Genomic DNA, 16502 nt, shown 5'->3' on the forward strand with positions numbered 1-16502 from the left:
GCGGCAGTATCTCCGTGGATACTGCTCTCTATCTTTGGGATCGATTAATTAGTACACGTCTTTTTGGTAACGTTTATGACTGCGCAGGGTCTCGAAATATTCTTCCGCCGCCTCGCTCGACAGTCCGCCAAACTCCACCGCAACCCCTAATAGGGCTTGGTGTACGTCTTTAGCCATACGTTCGGCATCACCACAAATATAGAGATGTGCGCCATTTTGCAGCCATTGCCACAGGGTTTGTCCCTGCTCTTTAATGCGGTGCTGCACGTAAATTTTATGGGCCTGATCCCGCGAAAATGCCACATCGATACGGGTTAAATCGCCGTTTTTCAGATACTGTTGCCACTCGGTTTGATACAGGAAGTCCTGCTCAAAATGAGGATTACCGAAGAATAACCAGCTATCGCCCTCAGCGCCTTGTGCCACGCGTTCCTGCATAAAGGCGCGAAACGGCGCAACCCCTGTGCCAGGGCCAATCATGATGACTGGCGTTTGTGGATCTTCAGGTAAACGGAAATGCTTGTTCGGTTCAACATACACTTTTACTTCGGCGCCTTCCTCTGCCGAGGCTAAGAAATGCGATGCACCGCCAAAACGGGCTTGTCCTTGGTGCTCATCTTCTACCAAAGCCACGGTGAGATGCACTTCGGTATCGACTTCACTCTGGCTCGAGGCGATGGAGTAGAGTCTTGGCGTTAATGGGCGTAATAATTCCACTAACTTGTTTGCATCGAGATTAGCATCGGCCTTGAGCTGATAGTTCGCCACTAAGTCTGCAAATTGATGATGTAAGATAAACTGGCGAACCTGTTCTTTATCTTCGCTCAGGGCAAGCAGCTCTGGGCTTGCGGACAACTCGGCCCAGGCTTTGACTAAACCAGGATATAACTGTGTCAGCTCTTTCTTCTCGATTAAGGCTTGTTTGAGGCTGATGGATTCATTAGCGACAGTCACCTTAGTATCGGCGGCTAACCCTAAGCCCGCTAAAATCTCATCAACCAAAGTTTCATTGTTGCTAAACCATACTCCAAGGGCATCACCGACTTCATAGCGTAAGCCTGACTCGCCTAAATCGATTTCAACGTGGCGCACGTCTCGGTCTGAACCACGTCCAGTGATCTTCTGGCTCACCAACACTTCTGCACTGTAAGGGTTTTGCTTAGTAAATTCGCTCTCGCTGGCAGCGAGTGCCGAGCTGGTATCATTGAGCGCCACCACGTTAGCCGTGGTTTGAATGAGTGGCTTCACGGCGGAGAGTACATCGGCGTGCCACTGTCCGGCCGCAGCCTCATAGTCCACATCACACTCAACCAGAGGCAGCAGCGCTTTGGCGCCTAATGCCGAAAGACGGGCATCGAAGTCTTTACCTGTCTGGCAGAAAAACTCATAGCTTGAATCGCCCAGCGCCAACACAGAGTAATGTAAGTTGTTTAATTGAGGTGCGCGTTTCGATGCTAAAAACTTATGTAATTCAATCGCATCATCCGGCGCTTCACCCTCACCATGGGTACTGACCACCAGCAATAACAAGGTTTCTTGCTTAAGCTGACGCACATTGTATTCACCCATAGAAGCTAGATTCACACTATAGCCCTGCGCTTTTGCCTTCTCGGCCAAGGCTTTGGCAATACCACGGCCATTGCCGGTTTGGCTGCCATAGAGAATGGTCACTGTCTGCGCCGCCTGAGCATCGGACACGGGCGCAAGCTGGGCCAGATTGCCCGACGCATTGGCCGTTGCGGCTAAATAACCGCTCACCCAAGCAAGTTGCACGGCATTTAATTCAGCGGTGAGTTGTTTCAGCTTTTCGACCTGCGGTTGCGACAGGGGTGAAGCCAGTGATGAAAGTTCTTTTAACAACATGAGACGGCCCTATGACAGTGTAATGTCCAGCAGATTAGCGTGGTTTTAGAAAAGCAAAAAAGAATAATATTTGATTTTTAATTCCATTTTGGAATATACAAAGTGCAAAATTTAAGCTACAAAAGTGTGCACTGGTTAAAAGTTTTTGATACGACCAGTTCAGAAACGACCAGCTTGAGCAATATGCGCTTGTGTCAAACCAAAGTATTGCCACAATGGTGACGAGCCTGCTGTACAGTACCTTCTGTTGCTCGCAAAGAAGTTTGTTTTCAAGCACAAATTTCATACCAAGATTGAATGCGCTAACTGCCACAACTGAATAAACGAGTTCATTCTTATCGCGGCCTAGCCCTACCTAGGTTTAGCTCAGGGGAAGCACTCAGGCGGAACGATTATATAAACCACCAGGGAGTAATCATGCAGATTGGAATACCGAGAGAGAGTCTCGCCGGTGAGACTCGGGTCGCCGCGACCCCTGCCACCGTCGAACAACTTAAAAAGCTCGGCTTTGAAGTTGTTGTTGAGGCCAATGCTGGCTTACTGTCTAGCTTTGACGATGCCGCTTTTGAAGCCGCAGGGGCGAAGATCACGGCAGAGGTTTGGCAAGCGGATCTGATTTTTAAAGTCAATGCACCGACCGATGCTGAAATTGCGCAAATTAAAGATGGCGCGACCTTAATCAGCTTTATCTGGCCCGCTCAAAATCCTGAGTTGGTCGAGAAACTGTCTAAACGCAACATCAATGTGATGGCGATGGACATGGTGCCACGTATTTCCCGTGCCCAATCCCTCGATGCTCTCTCTTCTATGGCCAATATCGGCGGTTATCGCGCCGTTGTTGAAGCCGCGCACCACTTTGGCCGTTTCTTTACTGGACAAATTACCGCCGCGGGTAAAGTTCCTCCAGCAAAAGTGCTGGTGATTGGTGCCGGTGTGGCGGGTCTAGCGGCCATTGGTACCGCAGGTTCATTAGGAGCTATCGTTCGCGCCTTTGACACACGCTTAGAAGTGGCCGAACAAATCGAATCCATGGGTGGCCAGTTCCTCAAGCTGGACTTCACCAATGAAGATGGCAGCTCATCGGATGGTTACGCGAAAACCATGTCGGACGAGTTTATCGCCGCCGAAATGGCACTGTTTGCCGAGCAAGCCAAAGAAGTTGATATCATCATTACCACAGCGCTGATCCCAGGCCGCCCTGCACCTAAGCTCATCACCAAGGCGATGGTCGACAGCATGAAACCCGGCTCTGTGATTGTCGATATGGCCGCGCAAGCGGGCGGCAACTGTGAATACACTCAGCCTAGCGAGCTATTCGTGACCGAGAATGGCGTTAAAGTCATCGGCTTTACCGATCTTCCCGGCCGCCTGCCCGCGCAGTCTTCACAGCTTTACGGCACTAACTTAGTCAACCTGATGAAGTTAATGTGTAAAGAGAAAAATGGCGTCGCCAGCATCAACTTCGATGATGTGGTGATGCGCAATATGACAGTGGTCAAAGCAGGCGAAGTGACCTTCCCGCCACCGGCGATTTCGGTGTCGGCGGCGCCCGCCAAACCTGCGGCTAAGGTTGAAGCCAAAGCGGCTGAGGCCAAAAAGCCATCCAAGCTTAAGTATATTCTCGCCGTCCTTGGTGTTGCAGGTTTTGCTGCGGTTGCCTCGGTTGCTCCAGCCGAGTTCTTATCCCACTTTACGGTTTTTGTCCTGTCCTGCGTGGTGGGCTATTACGTGGTGTGGAACGTATCCCACTCACTACATACGCCTTTAATGTCAGTGACTAACGCGATTTCGGGCATTATCGTGGTCGGCGCCTTGCTGCAAATTGGTCAAGGTTCAACCTTGGTCACTGTGCTGGCGTTTATCGCCGTGCTGATCGCCAGTATTAACATCTTCGGCGGTTTCACCGTCACTCAGCGCATGCTGAAGATGTTCCGTAAAGATTAAGGGGGTATAACGTGTCTCAAGGACTGGTAACAGCAGCTTACATTATTGCCGCCGTGCTCTTTATCTTCAGTCTCGCAGGATTGTCGAAGCAAGAAACGGCCAAACACGGCAATTTATTTGGTATCACAGGTATGGCCATCGCCCTACTGGCGACCATTTTTAATCCTGACACCAGCGGTGTCGCTTGGATTATTGTCGCCATGGTGATTGGTGGTGCCATCGGCGTGCGTTTAGCACTTAAAGTCGAAATGACGGAAATGCCCGAACTGGTCGCAGTACTCCACAGCTTTGTGGGTATGGCGGCGGTATTAGTGGGCTTTAACAGCTTTATCGACCTACACCCAGAGCAAGTATCGCAAGTGGTTGTGGCCGTTGGTGGAGATATCAACTCCACCTTAGCCGCAGTGCAGGATGCGCTAAGCGAAGCGGCCAAAGCCGCCGAGAAAGCCCATTTAACTGGCGCTATGCTCAACATTCACTTAGTGGAAGTGTTCCTCGGGATCTTTATCGGTGCGGTGACCTTCACGGGTTCTATCGTGGCCTTCGGTAAGTTACGCGGATTAATTTCCTCAAAACCTTTGATGTTGCCACATCGCCATAAACTGAACCTCGCAGCGGTATTGGTATCATTGGCGCTATTGGTTTACTTCGTACAAACGGGTGGCACTATGCCAGCCCTACTGTTGATGACACTTATCGCCTTCGCCTTTGGCTGGCATTTAGTGGCTTCAATCGGCGGTGCGGACATGCCAGTTGTGGTCTCTATGCTGAACTCCTACTCAGGTTGGGCGGCAGCGGCGGCGGGCTTTATGCTGTCAAACGATCTGCTGATCGTGACAGGTGCGCTCGTGGGCTCATCGGGTGCGATTCTGTCTTACATCATGTGTAAGGCGATGAACCGCTCGTTTATCTCAGTTATCGCAGGTGGATTTGGCACCGATGGTGTGGCCTCATCTGGCGATGAAGAAATGGGCGAATACCGTGAAACCAACGCCGAAGATGTGGCGGATATGCTGAAAAACGCAACTTCTGTCATCATCACCCCAGGCTATGGTATGGCAGTGGCGCAGGCGCAATATCCTGTGGCTGAAATCACCCAAAAACTGCGTGATCGCGGCGTTAAGGTACGCTTTGGTATTCACCCAGTGGCGGGTCGCTTACCAGGCCATATGAACGTACTCTTGGCCGAAGCAAAAGTACCCTACGATATCGTGCTCGAAATGGACGAAATCAACGAGGACTTTAGCGATACCGACGTAGTACTCGTCATTGGTGCCAACGATACGGTGAACCCTGCGGCGATGGAAGATCCAGGCAGCCCAATTGCGGGCATGCCAGTGCTCGAAGTGTGGAAAGCGCAAAACGTGATTGGCTTTAAACGCTCAATGAACACGGGTTATGCAGGTGTACAAAACCCACTGTTCTTTAAAGACAATACTCAAATGCTGTTTGGCGATGCTAAGGCCAGCGTTGAGGCGATTTTAAAAGCGCTGTAATGCTTAAGTTTGCGTATTAATCATAAAGGGAGCCACTTGGCTCCCTTTATCTTTTCCCCTGCTTAGGGGTGTGTTTTCACACGTTTTTAAGCCAGCTCAGCTAGTCTCTGCGCAACTTGCTTGTGGTCGCCCCATTCATTGAAAGGATAGCTTGATGCTGCTTGGATTATTTATGCTGTCGGCAATTTTGATTAAAACCTCGCTGCTGGGGCTCGGCTGGATATCGATTGGCATTGGCATCGGCGGTTATCTATTTTGCCGCTATTACCGCATCAATCTCGCCCCTCGCTTGGTGCAAAAGTTTAAGCGTCTCTTTATCACAGGAGCGATATTGCACTTGCTCTTGTACCTTGGGCTTATCGTTAAACTCTTCCTTATCGATAGTATTGAGGATATTCCAGCCTTCTTTATCAGCCATTTGGTGTTCCATCATGCGCTTTGCGCCCTGATCGCCGCGGCGCTGACCTTTATGGCTGTCGGCGTTTATCTTACCCAACAAAAGTTAAAACAAGCTCAGCTGTCTCCCCCATTGCAGCTTAACTAACTTAACAGCGCGAAAACGTAATCGGCGCGCCAAACCATAGAAACGAAAAAGGAGCCTGAAGGCTCCTTTTGATAGTAATTCGTTGAGATTATGCGGCTTTGGCAACATCAAAATTAGACAGCAGCATAACCGCAGTACGGCCTAACAGGTGATTGATGGTGCGATCGCCGACCAATCCTAATTCAGCAATGGCTTGCTGACGTGCTGTGCTGACCGCTCTGAAGAGCGTGATTTCATTATTCGCGCCACCACAGAGGCTGAAGAATAATCGTAACACTGCGCGGTAATGCTCTTCTTGCATCGCTTTCATCCAAGATGCCTCTAAGGCTTCTTGGCTAGAAAAGTCGAGTGCTGCAACAAATAAATTGCCAATACGACTATCTAAACGAATTAAGAAGTCGTTTTTACGCGGAAAGTGATGACTAATACCAGTGCGGCTAATCCCCGTTGCTTCAGATAACGTGGTGTAAGACATAGTCTCAAAGCCAATAGTCAAAATTTGTCTTAACGCTTCATCCATAATCTGATTTATGGTCTGCTCAGTCTGTACTCGCGAGCGCTTAGCCATAGTAAAGTCTCCCATTGTTCTTTTTCTGGGGTAGAGCTTACCAAAGCCTTCCAGGGATTACTGCTGTTTGGAAACACCAAACAAGTGTATTTCGCTTTTGTTCAGCTAGGGTTCAGTTTGAAACAGAGAGATTTAGCGGTTCCGTTTACATATTCACAACATTGAGTTTTGTACTAACCAGTCGTGTGCTTTTGTCTCACCCATTAATAATGTCAATGTGGGTGTGAGGTAACGTCCAAGATCCGGCTTACGCCAAAATAGGTATGCTGGCAGGGGTTGCAGCACTGTTTCACCAAAAGTGCGCTGCATTAAACTCGAATATTCACGCAGTACCTGTGGTTCGATTTGGACGATTTTTGGGTAAAAGTCGGCGACAAAATCACGGTATTGGCTGTATTGGGCGATTTGCCCTACCTGATACCTTTTTAACACTTGTATCATCATAGGGCTGGACCAGTGAGACATATACTGCGGACTTGTTAACGCCGCAAGGTTGCGCCTGTGATATTGCTGCCAGGCTAAATCAAGATTGCCTTTGGCCTTGGCAACACACCAAATCAGATAGAGATCCGCTAACCATTCATGCTGGTAAGCTGTTAATTCTTTAGGTAATAAACTGCCTTGCAACGCGAGATTTTCAAGGTGCCCCAACTCATGCCACAGGGTCAACTGAGCCTGTTCTTTTAGGTCGTATTGGTAGGTAGTGCCATCAATATTGAGCAGTTGAAATTCTGGTGTTTCTCGCTCATTTACCAGGATTAGACCGGAGAAATGACTATCCTCTATGGGTAACACCATGGCACTGCGAAGCCCGAGCTCGGTTTGAAACAGGGCTTCGCTGCGGGGGAGTTGTTCACGGACCTGAGTTGGAAAGCTTGCCAGACACTGACTCAATTGCGCTAACGGGCAAATTAACGCCTGCTTGTCGCCAATAGGCACCCAAGTCAGGCTAGAGATCAGCGTCAGAGCAATGAGACTCACTGTTTTGCCATGATATTTTGGATAATCGCCGTCGTTGATATGCCGTCTTCAAAGCCCAGCACTTGAACTTGACCGCCAGCGGCGATTACTTCCGCGCCGCCGGCAATATCTTCAATCTTATAATCGCCGCCTTTCACTAAGAGATCGGGGAGCAGTCTGGCGATGATCCGCTGTGGCGTGTCTTCACTAAAAGGCACGACCCAATCGACGGCGGCTAATCCCGCTAACACCGCCATACGTCTATCCACCTGATTGACTGGGCGACCTTCACCTTTTAAGCGTTTAACCGAGGCGTCATCATTCACAGCCACGATCAATCTGTCACCTAAGGCTTTAGCTTGTTTAAGATAACTGACGTGCCCCGCATGCAGAATATCGAAGCAACCGTTGGTCATCACCACTCGCTCGCCGCGCAATTTGGCTTGCTCTAGGGCATAGGCAAGTTGATCTTCACTCACCACCCCAAAACCCGACTCACCGTGGTGCAGAGCTAAGGCTTCAATCAGCTCGATACGAGACACGGTTGAAGTGCCCAATTTACCCACCACAACTCCAGCGGCGGTATTTGCAATGGCGCAGGCCTGTGGCAGTTCAGCGCCCGCCGCGAGTGACGTCGCGAGAGCAGAAATCACAGTATCACCGGCGCCTGTTACGTCATACACCTCACGGGCCACCGTAGGAATGTGTAACTCAGGGGCATTGGCCGTTACTAAGGTCATGCCCTTTTCGGAGCGAGTGACTAAGATAGCGTCGAACTGGTGTTTATTGAGTAAGCCTCGGGCCTTTTCGAGCAGATCCGCCTCAGAGGTTACCGCGCCAACCACGGCTTCAAATTCACTCATATTGGGTGTGATGAGTGAAGCGCCATGGTAACGGCTAAAATCGGAACCCTTTGGATCGACAAGCACTTTCACGCCTTTAGCGCGAGCCAGCGCAATAAAATCCTGCGGCTTATCGATAGCACCCTTCGCATAATCCGACAATACCACCACATCGACCGAATCGAGTAAGGCTTCAGACTGTTTAAGTAAACGCGCACTATCCTGCTTATCGAAGGACTCTTCAAAATCGAGGCGAATAAGCTGCTGGTTACGCGACAGTACCCGCAGTTTGGTAATGGTCGGTTTGTCGGCAATTTTTAGCCATTGTGGTTCAACACCCAGAGCTTGCACCCCAAGGGTTAACGCCTTAGCGGTATCATCCTCGCCCACTAACCCCGCCAATTGTACTTGGCCGCCTAGGGTCGCGATATTTAGCGCTACGTTGGCCGCTCCACCCGGTCTGTCTTCGACTTGGTTAATCTTCACCACGGGCACTGGCGCTTCGGGCGAGATACGTCCCGTCGGCCCAACCCAGTAGCGATCTAACATCACATCGCCGACAACTAACACTTTGGCTTTTTCAAATGCTGGCAGAGAAACCTTCATAGCGCTCTTATCTATTGCAGAAATTAAACCGTGATTGTACCTAATTTTCGACAAAATATGAGTTAGAATAAGCAGTAATTTTCAAAAGTAGTGAGTATTTTTGTGGTCGAGAAAGCTGAGTTTTCATCATCCTTATATCATCCGAAGCACTGGCCCATGTGGTTTGGGGTGTTAGTGATGCGGATTACCCAAGTGTTGCCTCTCTCGTGGCAGATGAAGTTAGGTAAAGGCATAGGCCGATTAGTCAAGGCTATTGCAGGCAGTCGAACCCATACCGCACGCTGCAATTTAACCCTCTGTTTCCCCGATATGCCCGAGTCGGAGCGTGAAGCCCTGCTGACCCGCAACTTTGAAGAAACGGGTAAAGCGATTTTCGATACCATCAATGCCTGGTGGTGGTCCGATGAAAAAATCCAACAGCATATGCAGATCACCGGCAAAGAATACGTTCAAGACACCTTGAATGCTGGCCATGGGGTGATTCTGTTTGCAGTGCACTGCTTACCACTGGAAATGGGCGCACGTATTTTTGGTCAATTTCAACCCGGTGTCGGGGTATACCGCCCACATAACAATCCGGTGATGGAATACCTGCAGGTCAAAGGCCGCCTGCGCTCGAATAAAGCCTTAGTACCTAAACGCGATCTACGCCAGATGGTACGTTGTTTACGTAATCCCGATGTGATTTGGTATACCGCCGATCAGGATTTTGGGCGTTCGAGTGCGGTCTTTATTCCCTTTTATGCCGTGCCCGATGCAGCAACCATTACCGGCGCCACCACACTGGCCAGACTTGGCAAGGCCAAAGTGTTGCCCTTCTTCGTGGAGCGCACCGAAGGCGATAAGGGTTACCATATTGAGATTATGCCGCCGCTCGATAACTTCCCCGGCGAAGATGAACTGACCGATGCCATTCGCGGTAACAAAATTATCGAAGGGATTATCGATAGAAATCGCGCCCAATATATGTGGCTCCACCGCCGCTTTAAAACTCGTCCAGATCCAACGGACAAGTCCTTATATAAATAAGCTATCGTTACGTCTGTTCGAGATAAGTGCTTAAAAGCAAATAAAAATGCCAAGCAATCGCTTGGCATTTTGTTATTTTAAATCTGTTGGTTTAAGGCATTGTTGAGGGCTTGAAACCCTAAGCATCATTTCCTGTTAAGCCCAGCATAGCAGGCTTAAGCACTGATTACGCCTCAGCTGGTAAGCGAATACCCACATTGGTGACTTTGCCTTCATAAAGCCCTGCGACCACCCAATGCAGTGACTGCCACAGGAACTGATCCCCAAGTACCGGATGTGAACCTAATTCTGCCGCCACTAAATCTGCGACAGTCATATCACCGGTTGCTTCGTCTAACTCCAGACCATAAATTGGCGCCAGATCCAGCAGCTTAACCTCGGTATCGATAAAGAAGTCCCCGAAGAAACGTGGTACTTCCTTGGTTTCAGGCGCCTGACTAAAGAGGTTACTCAAAGCCTCTAGACTCTTTTCTTGTCCTAGCACGCACAAAATATCTCCCGCTTCGAGACAGGTGCTGCCCGATGGGTGCAACAGTGTGTTATGGCGAAATACCGCCGCAATCCGCGTGCCATCAGGCATAGAAAGACGTTTAAGCGGCTCGCCAATGCACCATTTGTTTTCACTCAACCGATAAACAAACACTTCCCACTCGCTGCTAGGGTAAATTTCGACCCCAGAGCGTGAAATAGGTAATGGCTTAGGCGGTAATTCGACCTTGGCTAAACGCGCCGCAGTGGTAAGTGACGCCCCTTGCACTAACAGCGACACTAACACCACAAAAAACGCCAAGTTAAAGTACAACTGAGCGCCCGGTAATCCCGCCATCATAGGGAATACCGCTAAAATAATCGGCACGGCGCCGCGAAGCCCGACCCAAGAGATAAACCAGCGGTCACGACTGCTAAAACTCTTAAAAGGTAGCAAGCTGAGCCATACGGCTAACGGTCTGGCAAACAGGATCATCCCAAAGGCTAATGCCAAGCCCGGCAGCCAAATGTCCAACAAGTCAGACGGTGTGAGCAGCAAGCCTAATACGAGGAACATACCGATTTGACTAACCCAGGTCATGCCATCCAACACGTTTAAGATTGAATGGCGACCACGGGTGGGCTTGTTGCCAAGGAATAAACCAACTAAGTAAATTGACAGAATGCCACTGCCACCAAGTTTGTTCGACGCGGCGTAAATCATCAGGCCGCCACTGAGCACTAAAATCGAATACAAGCCTTCGGCAAGCTTGCTTAAATTCACCAACTTCCACAGCAACCAGCCGCCACCGAGGCCGAGGAAAATCCCCAAGCCAAACTGCTTGATAAAGCTTATCAGCATAAAGCTTGCGGATAGCTCGGCGTCCACATTGCCTAGGATGGCAATCAGGGTCACGGTTAAAAATACCGCCATAGGGTCGTTGCTGCCCGATTCGATTTCCAGCGTCGCGCCAACACGCTCGTTTAAGCTGCGTCCCTTTAATAGTGAAAATACCGCCGCCGCATCGGTGGAGCCGACAATAGCTCCCACCAGCAACCCCTGCAGCCAATGCAAATCGAATAACCATGCGGCCATCACACCAGTGATACTGGTGGTGATAGCGACTCCGAAGGTCGCCAACGATAATGCTGGCCACAGTGCCACCCTAAAGCTCGCGACCCGCGTGCGCATACCGCCATCGAGCAAGATAATGGCTAAGGCTAAGTTACTGACAAGATAAGCGGTTGAGTAGTCATCAAACAGAATGCCGCCGGGACCATCTTCCCCCGCTAAAATCCCTACAGCGAGGAAAATTAATAAGATAGGGATACCCAAGCGCGAAGACACGGGACTTAACAAAACACTCACAGCGGCAAGCAAGGCACCGATCAGAAAAAAACTATTGATGGAATCTGCATCCACACATGCCTCCTTAACTACAAGAGTGTTTAGTTAAACGATAAAGAAATCACCTAGATTAAAAATGACTCAATTGAAAATTTTTGTATTTTTATACTAGCATAAAAAATGCAAATTAATGGAGTTTTAAATATTAAATTTCAAACATCTACATTGAAATACTCCCTCATAGGCCGTTTCGACTAATTTTCATATAAAATCCAGTACAAACACAAAAACAAGCCGAACACACAACTCTCTCCACAACAAAGATAAAATCCTTATTTATCAATATATTTAAAAAAAATATTCCACACAAACTTACGCTTTACGACCTAAATAGTAAGGATAACCATATGAAAATACACTGTATCTACTCGAAGCTGACTTAAATCCAATTTAACGCCGTAATAACTTGAAAGCGTAGATAAAATCCCCTTTTCCATTGTGTTATCGACATTCAAGCTCCTAAAGCTGTCACAAAGACAATAACTGTCATATCGACAATAAAAATTCAGTATCAAAAAGACAATTAGCCATAGAGTAAAACTTATATTTCCCTTTATTTTCAACAACAAAAATATTTGGCACGTATTACGCAATAGCAGGTGAAACGTATCAAAATGACGTTGCATCAAGGAGACTTATGAGCAAACAAAAACTCACCGCTATCGCACTGTTAGTTGTGCTGATTGCTTCATTCACTGTCCTGCTGAGCATAGGCAGTGAAATCTATCGGGAAAAACCGCCGATACCCAATGCATTTACCGATGTGAATGGTCAGGTTATCTACAGCGAAAATGATATCGAACAAGGCCAATTGGTCTGGCGCTCCATGGGCGGCCATCAACTGGGGTCGGTTTGGGGACATGGCTCTTATGTTGCCCCAGATTGGACCGCCGACTGGTTACACAGAGAAGCCGAAGCTTGGCTCGATATTCGCGCAGAGCAGCAATATAAAACGCCTTTCGCCCAATTAAACTCCCAACAAAAGGCAGGGCTTGAGCAGGCATTAAGGGAAGATTTACGCCATAACAGCGTCGAGCCACAGGCCGATGGCACAGTGCTTATTCGCTTGTCTAGCACTCGTATCGAAGCGATTAACAGGGTCGAGCAGCATTATTTATCCCTGTTTGGGAGCGATCCAGAGCTTAGCAATCTTCGTGAACAATACGCCATGAAAGAGGGCACAGTGCCCGATCTTGCCCGCCGCGAACAACTCAATGCGTTTCTCTTTTGGGGAGCCTGGGCGGCAATCACTGAACGCCCCGATGCCCCCTATACCTACACCAATAACTGGCCCTTCGATCCCCAGTTAGGCAATACACCGACCTCGGATAATATCGTCTGGTCGATACTCAGTATTGTGACCCTAATTGCGGGGATTGGCGGATTGATCTGGCACCATGCGAGCGGCAAACATGAAAGCCTGCCCAAGCCTTCGGAGCAAGATCCGCTGTTTTTCACTAAACCAACCGCCTCACAAAAAGCCGTCGGCAAATACTTCATCACGGCAATTGGTCTGTTTTTACTGCAAATTTTACTCGGCGGGATCACTGCCCACTATGCGGTAGAAGGCCAAGAGTTTTACGGTTTACCAATTTCAGAAATACTGCCCTACTCTGTCACTCGCACCTGGCACACCCAATTAGCGGTATTTTGGATTGCCACGGCCTGGTTAGGCACAGGGCTATATATTGCTCCCGCCTTATCGGGTTATGAGCCGAAATATCAACGTCTTGGCGTTAACGTACTCTGGGTAGCCTTAGTCGTCGTAGTGCTTGGCTCGATGGCGGGCGAATGGATTGGGGTACAGCAGTATTTTGACCTCGATATGAACTTCCTCTTTGGTCACCAAGGATATGAATACATAGATCTTGGCCGAGTATGGCAAATCTTACTCCTCGTCGGATTACTGATTTGGCTTGCCTTAGTCACCGCCGCCATCAAACCCGCCCTCAAAGTGCAAGGCGAAATGCGCCCTGTTATTTGGGTACTCTATGCCTCCTGCGTGGCGATTGGTTTGTTCTATGGCGCCGGCCTCTTTATGGGTAAACACGCCAATTTAGCGATTGCAGAATACTGGCGTTGGTGGGTAGTACACCTGTGGGTTGAGGGCTTCTTCGAAACCTTTGCCACTGCCGTTATCGCCTTGATGTTAGTACGTTTAGGGTTAATCCGCGGCCGCAGTGCCAACGGCGCCGTGTTATTTACAACGGTGATCTTCTTAACCGGTGGCTTGATTGGCACCCTACACCACCTCTACTTTACAGGCACACCGACCTCGGTGATTGCCTGGGGCGCCATCTTCTCCGCCTTAGAAGTTGTTCCCCTCGCCATTATTGGTTTCGAAGCCATGGAAACCTACCGCCTGCGTAAAGCCAGTGGCTGGATGCAACGTTATCACTGGGCGATTATGTTCTTTGTGGCTACCGCGTTTTGGAACTTGGTCGGTGCCGGTATGCTGGGCTTCTTAATCAATCCACCTATCTCGCTCTATTACATTCAAGGATTAAACACCACGGCCACCCATGGTCACGCCGCCTTTATGGGGGTTTACGGTATGCTCGGCATGGGCTTGATGCTCTTCTGTCTGCGAGGCCTCACAGGTAATATGCAGTGGAATGACAAAATGCTCAAAGGCGCCTTCTGGTGCCTCAATATTGGCCTAGCGGCTATGGTGTTCATGTCGTTATTACCCGTAGGGATTACGCAGTTTTTTGCGGTCATCGACCATGGATATTGGTTCGCCCGTTCGCCAGAAGTGATCCATAGTCCGCTGGTTGAAAGGCTGGTTTGGATGCGCATGTTTGGGGATGTCATCTTCAGTATCGGCGGTCTCTTAATGGGCGCCTTCTTGCTCGATTTGATCAGAAAAGCCCTGAATAAACCTGCCAAAGTGCAACAGGAAGTCTTACAAACAAATCACTAACCACAGCGATTAATCCGGTCTGACCAAGGTGTCGTTTAGGCACCTTGGTTGCTGATTTTTTATAGCTTGCACCGTTTATCGTCCACCACGCTTTTAGAACCATACCGCATTAACGGTTAGCAGTGTCTAAATAACCTGTGTCAATATAACAATCAATGGTATAAATCAGGGAAGCCTCGCTGCAGGAGTTTTTATGGCCCTTAGTCAAACCGACCTTACCCGTATCGCTCTGGATATCACCTCAGGTTTAGCCCACAGGGACCGCTTCTCACGCTTGCTCGATACGGTGAGAGCTAACCTGCACTGTGACGCGGCTGCGCTCCTCACCTTCCATGGACACTATTTTACCCCGCTGGCCATCGACGGTTTGAACGAGGATGTACTCGGCAGACGCTTTATCCTGAATGAGCATCCAAGGCTTGAGGCCATTGCCCGTGCGGGGGATATAGTGCGTTTTCCCGCCGACAGTGAACTTGCCGATCCCTACGATGGTTTGATCCCCAATCAAACAGGGGCATTGAAAGTCCATGCCTGTATCGGACTGCCTTTATTTGCCGACGAGCAGCTTATCGGTGCCGTAACTATCGATGCCTTTAATCCCCTACAGTTCGATCAATTCAGCAATACTGAGCTTCGCAGCTTAAGTGCGATTGCCGCCGCATCCTTAAGCAACGCCCTGCTAGTTGAAAAGTTGGAGCGCATGGCGCTCAATAGCCACTCGACTCATGTGCAGGAAAAAAGCCCCAACCTTAACCACGATGCCGAAATCATCGGTAACTCGCCCCAGATGCAAAGCTTGAATCGAGAGATAGAAGTTGTTGCCCATAGCGACCTTAACGTACTGATTTTAGGCGAGACTGGAACAGGCAAAGAATTAGTTGCACAGGCAATCCATCAAAAATCCGCGAGACAGCACAAACCCTTGGTTTATCTCAATTGCGCAGCGCTTCCTGAATCGGTTGCCGAAAGCGAACTCTTTGGCCATATCAAAGGCGCGTTTACCGGCGCCATCAGCCATCGCAGTGGCAAGTTTGAAATGGCCGATAAGGGCACACTCTTTCTCGATGAGATTGGCGAGCTTCCGCTCACGCTTCAGGCCAAGTTGTTGCGGGTATTACAATATGGCGATATTCAAAAAGTGGGGGATGATCGCAGTCTTAAAGTCGATGTGCGTATCATTGCCGCCACCAATAAGGATCTGAAGACAGAGGTGCTGGCTGGTCGCTTTAGGGCCGATCTCTACCATAGATTAAGTGTGTTCCCCCTGCTGGTGCCGCCCCTGCGGGAGCGTGAGCAGGACATCACCTTGTTGAGCGGATTCTTCGCCGAGCGATATCGGCAAAAGCTGGGGATGAAGCAGCTTAACTTCAGCCCCAGTAGCTTAATGTTGCTCAATCAATATGCATGGCCGGGCAATGTGCGCGAGCTCGAGCACGCCATTCACAGGGCAACCGTACTGGCGCGCGTCTCGGCACAGGATGGCTGCTGCACCATAGCGCCACAACATTTTGATTTACCGTTTAAACAAAGCTCTGTAGAGACAAACGCATCGACAAGCTTAAGCGTAAACGATATGCAGCTTCGCCCGTTAGAAGGTGCCAGTTTAGCCCAAGCGACCGACGCCTTTCAGCGTGACTTCATCAAACAAGTACTCACTGCACATAATGGCAATTGGGCCGCCTCGGCCAGAGCCTTAGGACTCGACCCAGGCAATCTGCATCGCCTCGCAAAACGCTTAAGGCTAAAATAAGTGATAAATACGCCGTACGGATCATATTTCAGTTGAAATAATGGCCAAAATAAGGAAGGATGCGAGCTTCGCGCGCCAGTGCACTTTGCCCGACAATTTGC

11 protein-coding genes are annotated in these 16502 nt (G+C 49.4%); 6 read left to right on the top strand and 5 right to left on the bottom strand.

Annotated elements, in window-relative coordinates:
- Positions 1-48: 48 nt before the first annotated feature.
- On the bottom strand, positions 49-1863 hold the full coding sequence (locus SHEWMR4_RS16150; RefSeq protein ID WP_011623824.1) for an assimilatory sulfite reductase (NADPH) flavoprotein subunit: 1815 nt from the start codon (positions 1861-1863) through the stop codon (positions 49-51).
- Positions 1864-2280: 417 nt separating this feature from the next.
- Here SHEWMR4_RS16150 and SHEWMR4_RS16155 point away from each other — a divergent pair, with 417 nt between their 5' ends.
- From SHEWMR4_RS16155 to SHEWMR4_RS16165, 3 genes are all read left to right on the top strand, one after another.
- Entirely contained in the window at positions 2281-3807 is a 1527-nt protein-coding gene (locus SHEWMR4_RS16155) for a Re/Si-specific NAD(P)(+) transhydrogenase subunit alpha (RefSeq protein WP_011623825.1), read from the top strand.
- 11 nt (positions 3808-3818) lie between these two features.
- Positions 3819-5303 (top strand): Re/Si-specific NAD(P)(+) transhydrogenase subunit beta, encoded by a 1485-nt coding sequence (gene pntB / locus SHEWMR4_RS16160; RefSeq protein ID WP_011623826.1) that lies wholly within the window; start codon positions 3819-3821, stop codon positions 5301-5303.
- Between the two features lie 154 nt (positions 5304-5457).
- Positions 5458-5847, top strand: a complete 390-nt coding sequence (locus tag SHEWMR4_RS16165; RefSeq protein WP_011623827.1) for a hypothetical protein — start codon at positions 5458-5460, stop codon at positions 5845-5847.
- Between the two features lie 88 nt (positions 5848-5935).
- Here SHEWMR4_RS16165 and SHEWMR4_RS16170 read toward each other — a convergent pair whose 3' ends face one another.
- The 3 genes from SHEWMR4_RS16170 to hldE all read right to left on the bottom strand — a co-directional run bounded on the left by SHEWMR4_RS16170 (position 5936) and on the right by hldE (position 8823).
- Positions 5936-6415 (bottom strand): TetR family transcriptional regulator, encoded by a 480-nt coding sequence (locus SHEWMR4_RS16170; RefSeq protein WP_011623828.1) that lies wholly within the window; start codon positions 6413-6415, stop codon positions 5936-5938.
- 153 nt (positions 6416-6568) lie between these two features.
- Positions 6569-7396 (bottom strand): hypothetical protein, encoded by an 828-nt coding sequence (locus SHEWMR4_RS16175; protein ID WP_011623829.1) that lies wholly within the window; start codon positions 7394-7396, stop codon positions 6569-6571.
- Positions 7393-8823 (bottom strand): bifunctional D-glycero-beta-D-manno-heptose-7-phosphate kinase/D-glycero-beta-D-manno-heptose 1-phosphate adenylyltransferase HldE, encoded by a 1431-nt coding sequence (gene hldE, locus SHEWMR4_RS16180; RefSeq protein WP_011623830.1) that lies wholly within the window; start codon positions 8821-8823, stop codon positions 7393-7395. The genes SHEWMR4_RS16175 and hldE overlap by 4 nt, the downstream gene beginning before the upstream one ends.
- 102 nt (positions 8824-8925) lie before the next feature.
- Here hldE and SHEWMR4_RS16185 point away from each other — a divergent pair, with 102 nt between their 5' ends.
- Positions 8926-9852: an LpxL/LpxP family Kdo(2)-lipid IV(A) lauroyl/palmitoleoyl acyltransferase gene (locus tag SHEWMR4_RS16185; protein WP_011623831.1), complete on the top strand. Its 927-nt coding sequence runs from the start codon at positions 8926-8928 to the stop codon at positions 9850-9852.
- 166 nt (positions 9853-10018) lie between these two features.
- Here SHEWMR4_RS16185 and SHEWMR4_RS16190 read toward each other — a convergent pair whose 3' ends face one another.
- Positions 10019-11743, bottom strand: coding sequence for a potassium/proton antiporter (locus tag SHEWMR4_RS16190; protein ID WP_011623832.1), 1725 nt, complete (start codon positions 11741-11743; stop codon positions 10019-10021).
- Positions 11744-12365: 622 nt separating this feature from the next.
- Here SHEWMR4_RS16190 and SHEWMR4_RS16195 point away from each other — a divergent pair.
- Both SHEWMR4_RS16195 and norR read left to right on the top strand, forming a co-directional pair.
- Positions 12366-14651, top strand: a complete 2286-nt coding sequence (locus SHEWMR4_RS16195; RefSeq protein WP_011623833.1) for a nitric-oxide reductase large subunit — start codon at positions 12366-12368, stop codon at positions 14649-14651.
- Positions 14652-14844: 193 nt separating this feature from the next.
- Positions 14845-16401 carry a nitric oxide reductase transcriptional regulator NorR gene (gene norR, locus SHEWMR4_RS16200; protein WP_011623834.1) on the top strand — a complete coding sequence of 519 codons (1557 nt, stop codon included), beginning with the start codon at positions 14845-14847 and terminating at the stop codon, positions 16399-16401.
- The last annotated feature ends 101 nt before the right edge of the window (positions 16402-16502 follow it).

Origin of the sequence: Shewanella sp. MR-4 (assembly GCF_000014685.1) — a bacterium.
Taxonomy (GTDB): Bacteria; Pseudomonadota; Gammaproteobacteria; order Enterobacterales; family Shewanellaceae; genus Shewanella.

What these genes read in the sequence shown, in the direction of transcription:
- SHEWMR4_RS16150 (WP_011623824.1), bottom strand. Translation starts at nt 1,863, where the DNA reads ATGTTGTTAAAAGAACTTTCATCACTGGCTTCACCCCTGTCGCAACCG.
- SHEWMR4_RS16155 (WP_011623825.1), top strand. Translation starts at nt 2,281, where the DNA reads ATGCAGATTGGAATACCGAGAGAGAGTCTCGCCGGTGAGACTCGGGTC.
- SHEWMR4_RS16165 (WP_011623827.1), top strand. Translation starts at nt 5,458, where the DNA reads ATGCTGCTTGGATTATTTATGCTGTCGGCAATTTTGATTAAAACCTCG.
- SHEWMR4_RS16170 (WP_011623828.1), bottom strand. Translation starts at nt 6,415, where the DNA reads ATGGCTAAGCGCTCGCGAGTACAGACTGAGCAGACCATAAATCAGATT.
- hldE (WP_011623830.1), bottom strand. Translation starts at nt 8,823, where the DNA reads ATGAAGGTTTCTCTGCCAGCATTTGAAAAAGCCAAAGTGTTAGTTGTC.
- SHEWMR4_RS16195 (WP_011623833.1), top strand. Translation starts at nt 12,366, where the DNA reads ATGAGCAAACAAAAACTCACCGCTATCGCACTGTTAGTTGTGCTGATT.
- norR (WP_011623834.1), top strand. Translation starts at nt 14,845, where the DNA reads ATGGCCCTTAGTCAAACCGACCTTACCCGTATCGCTCTGGATATCACC.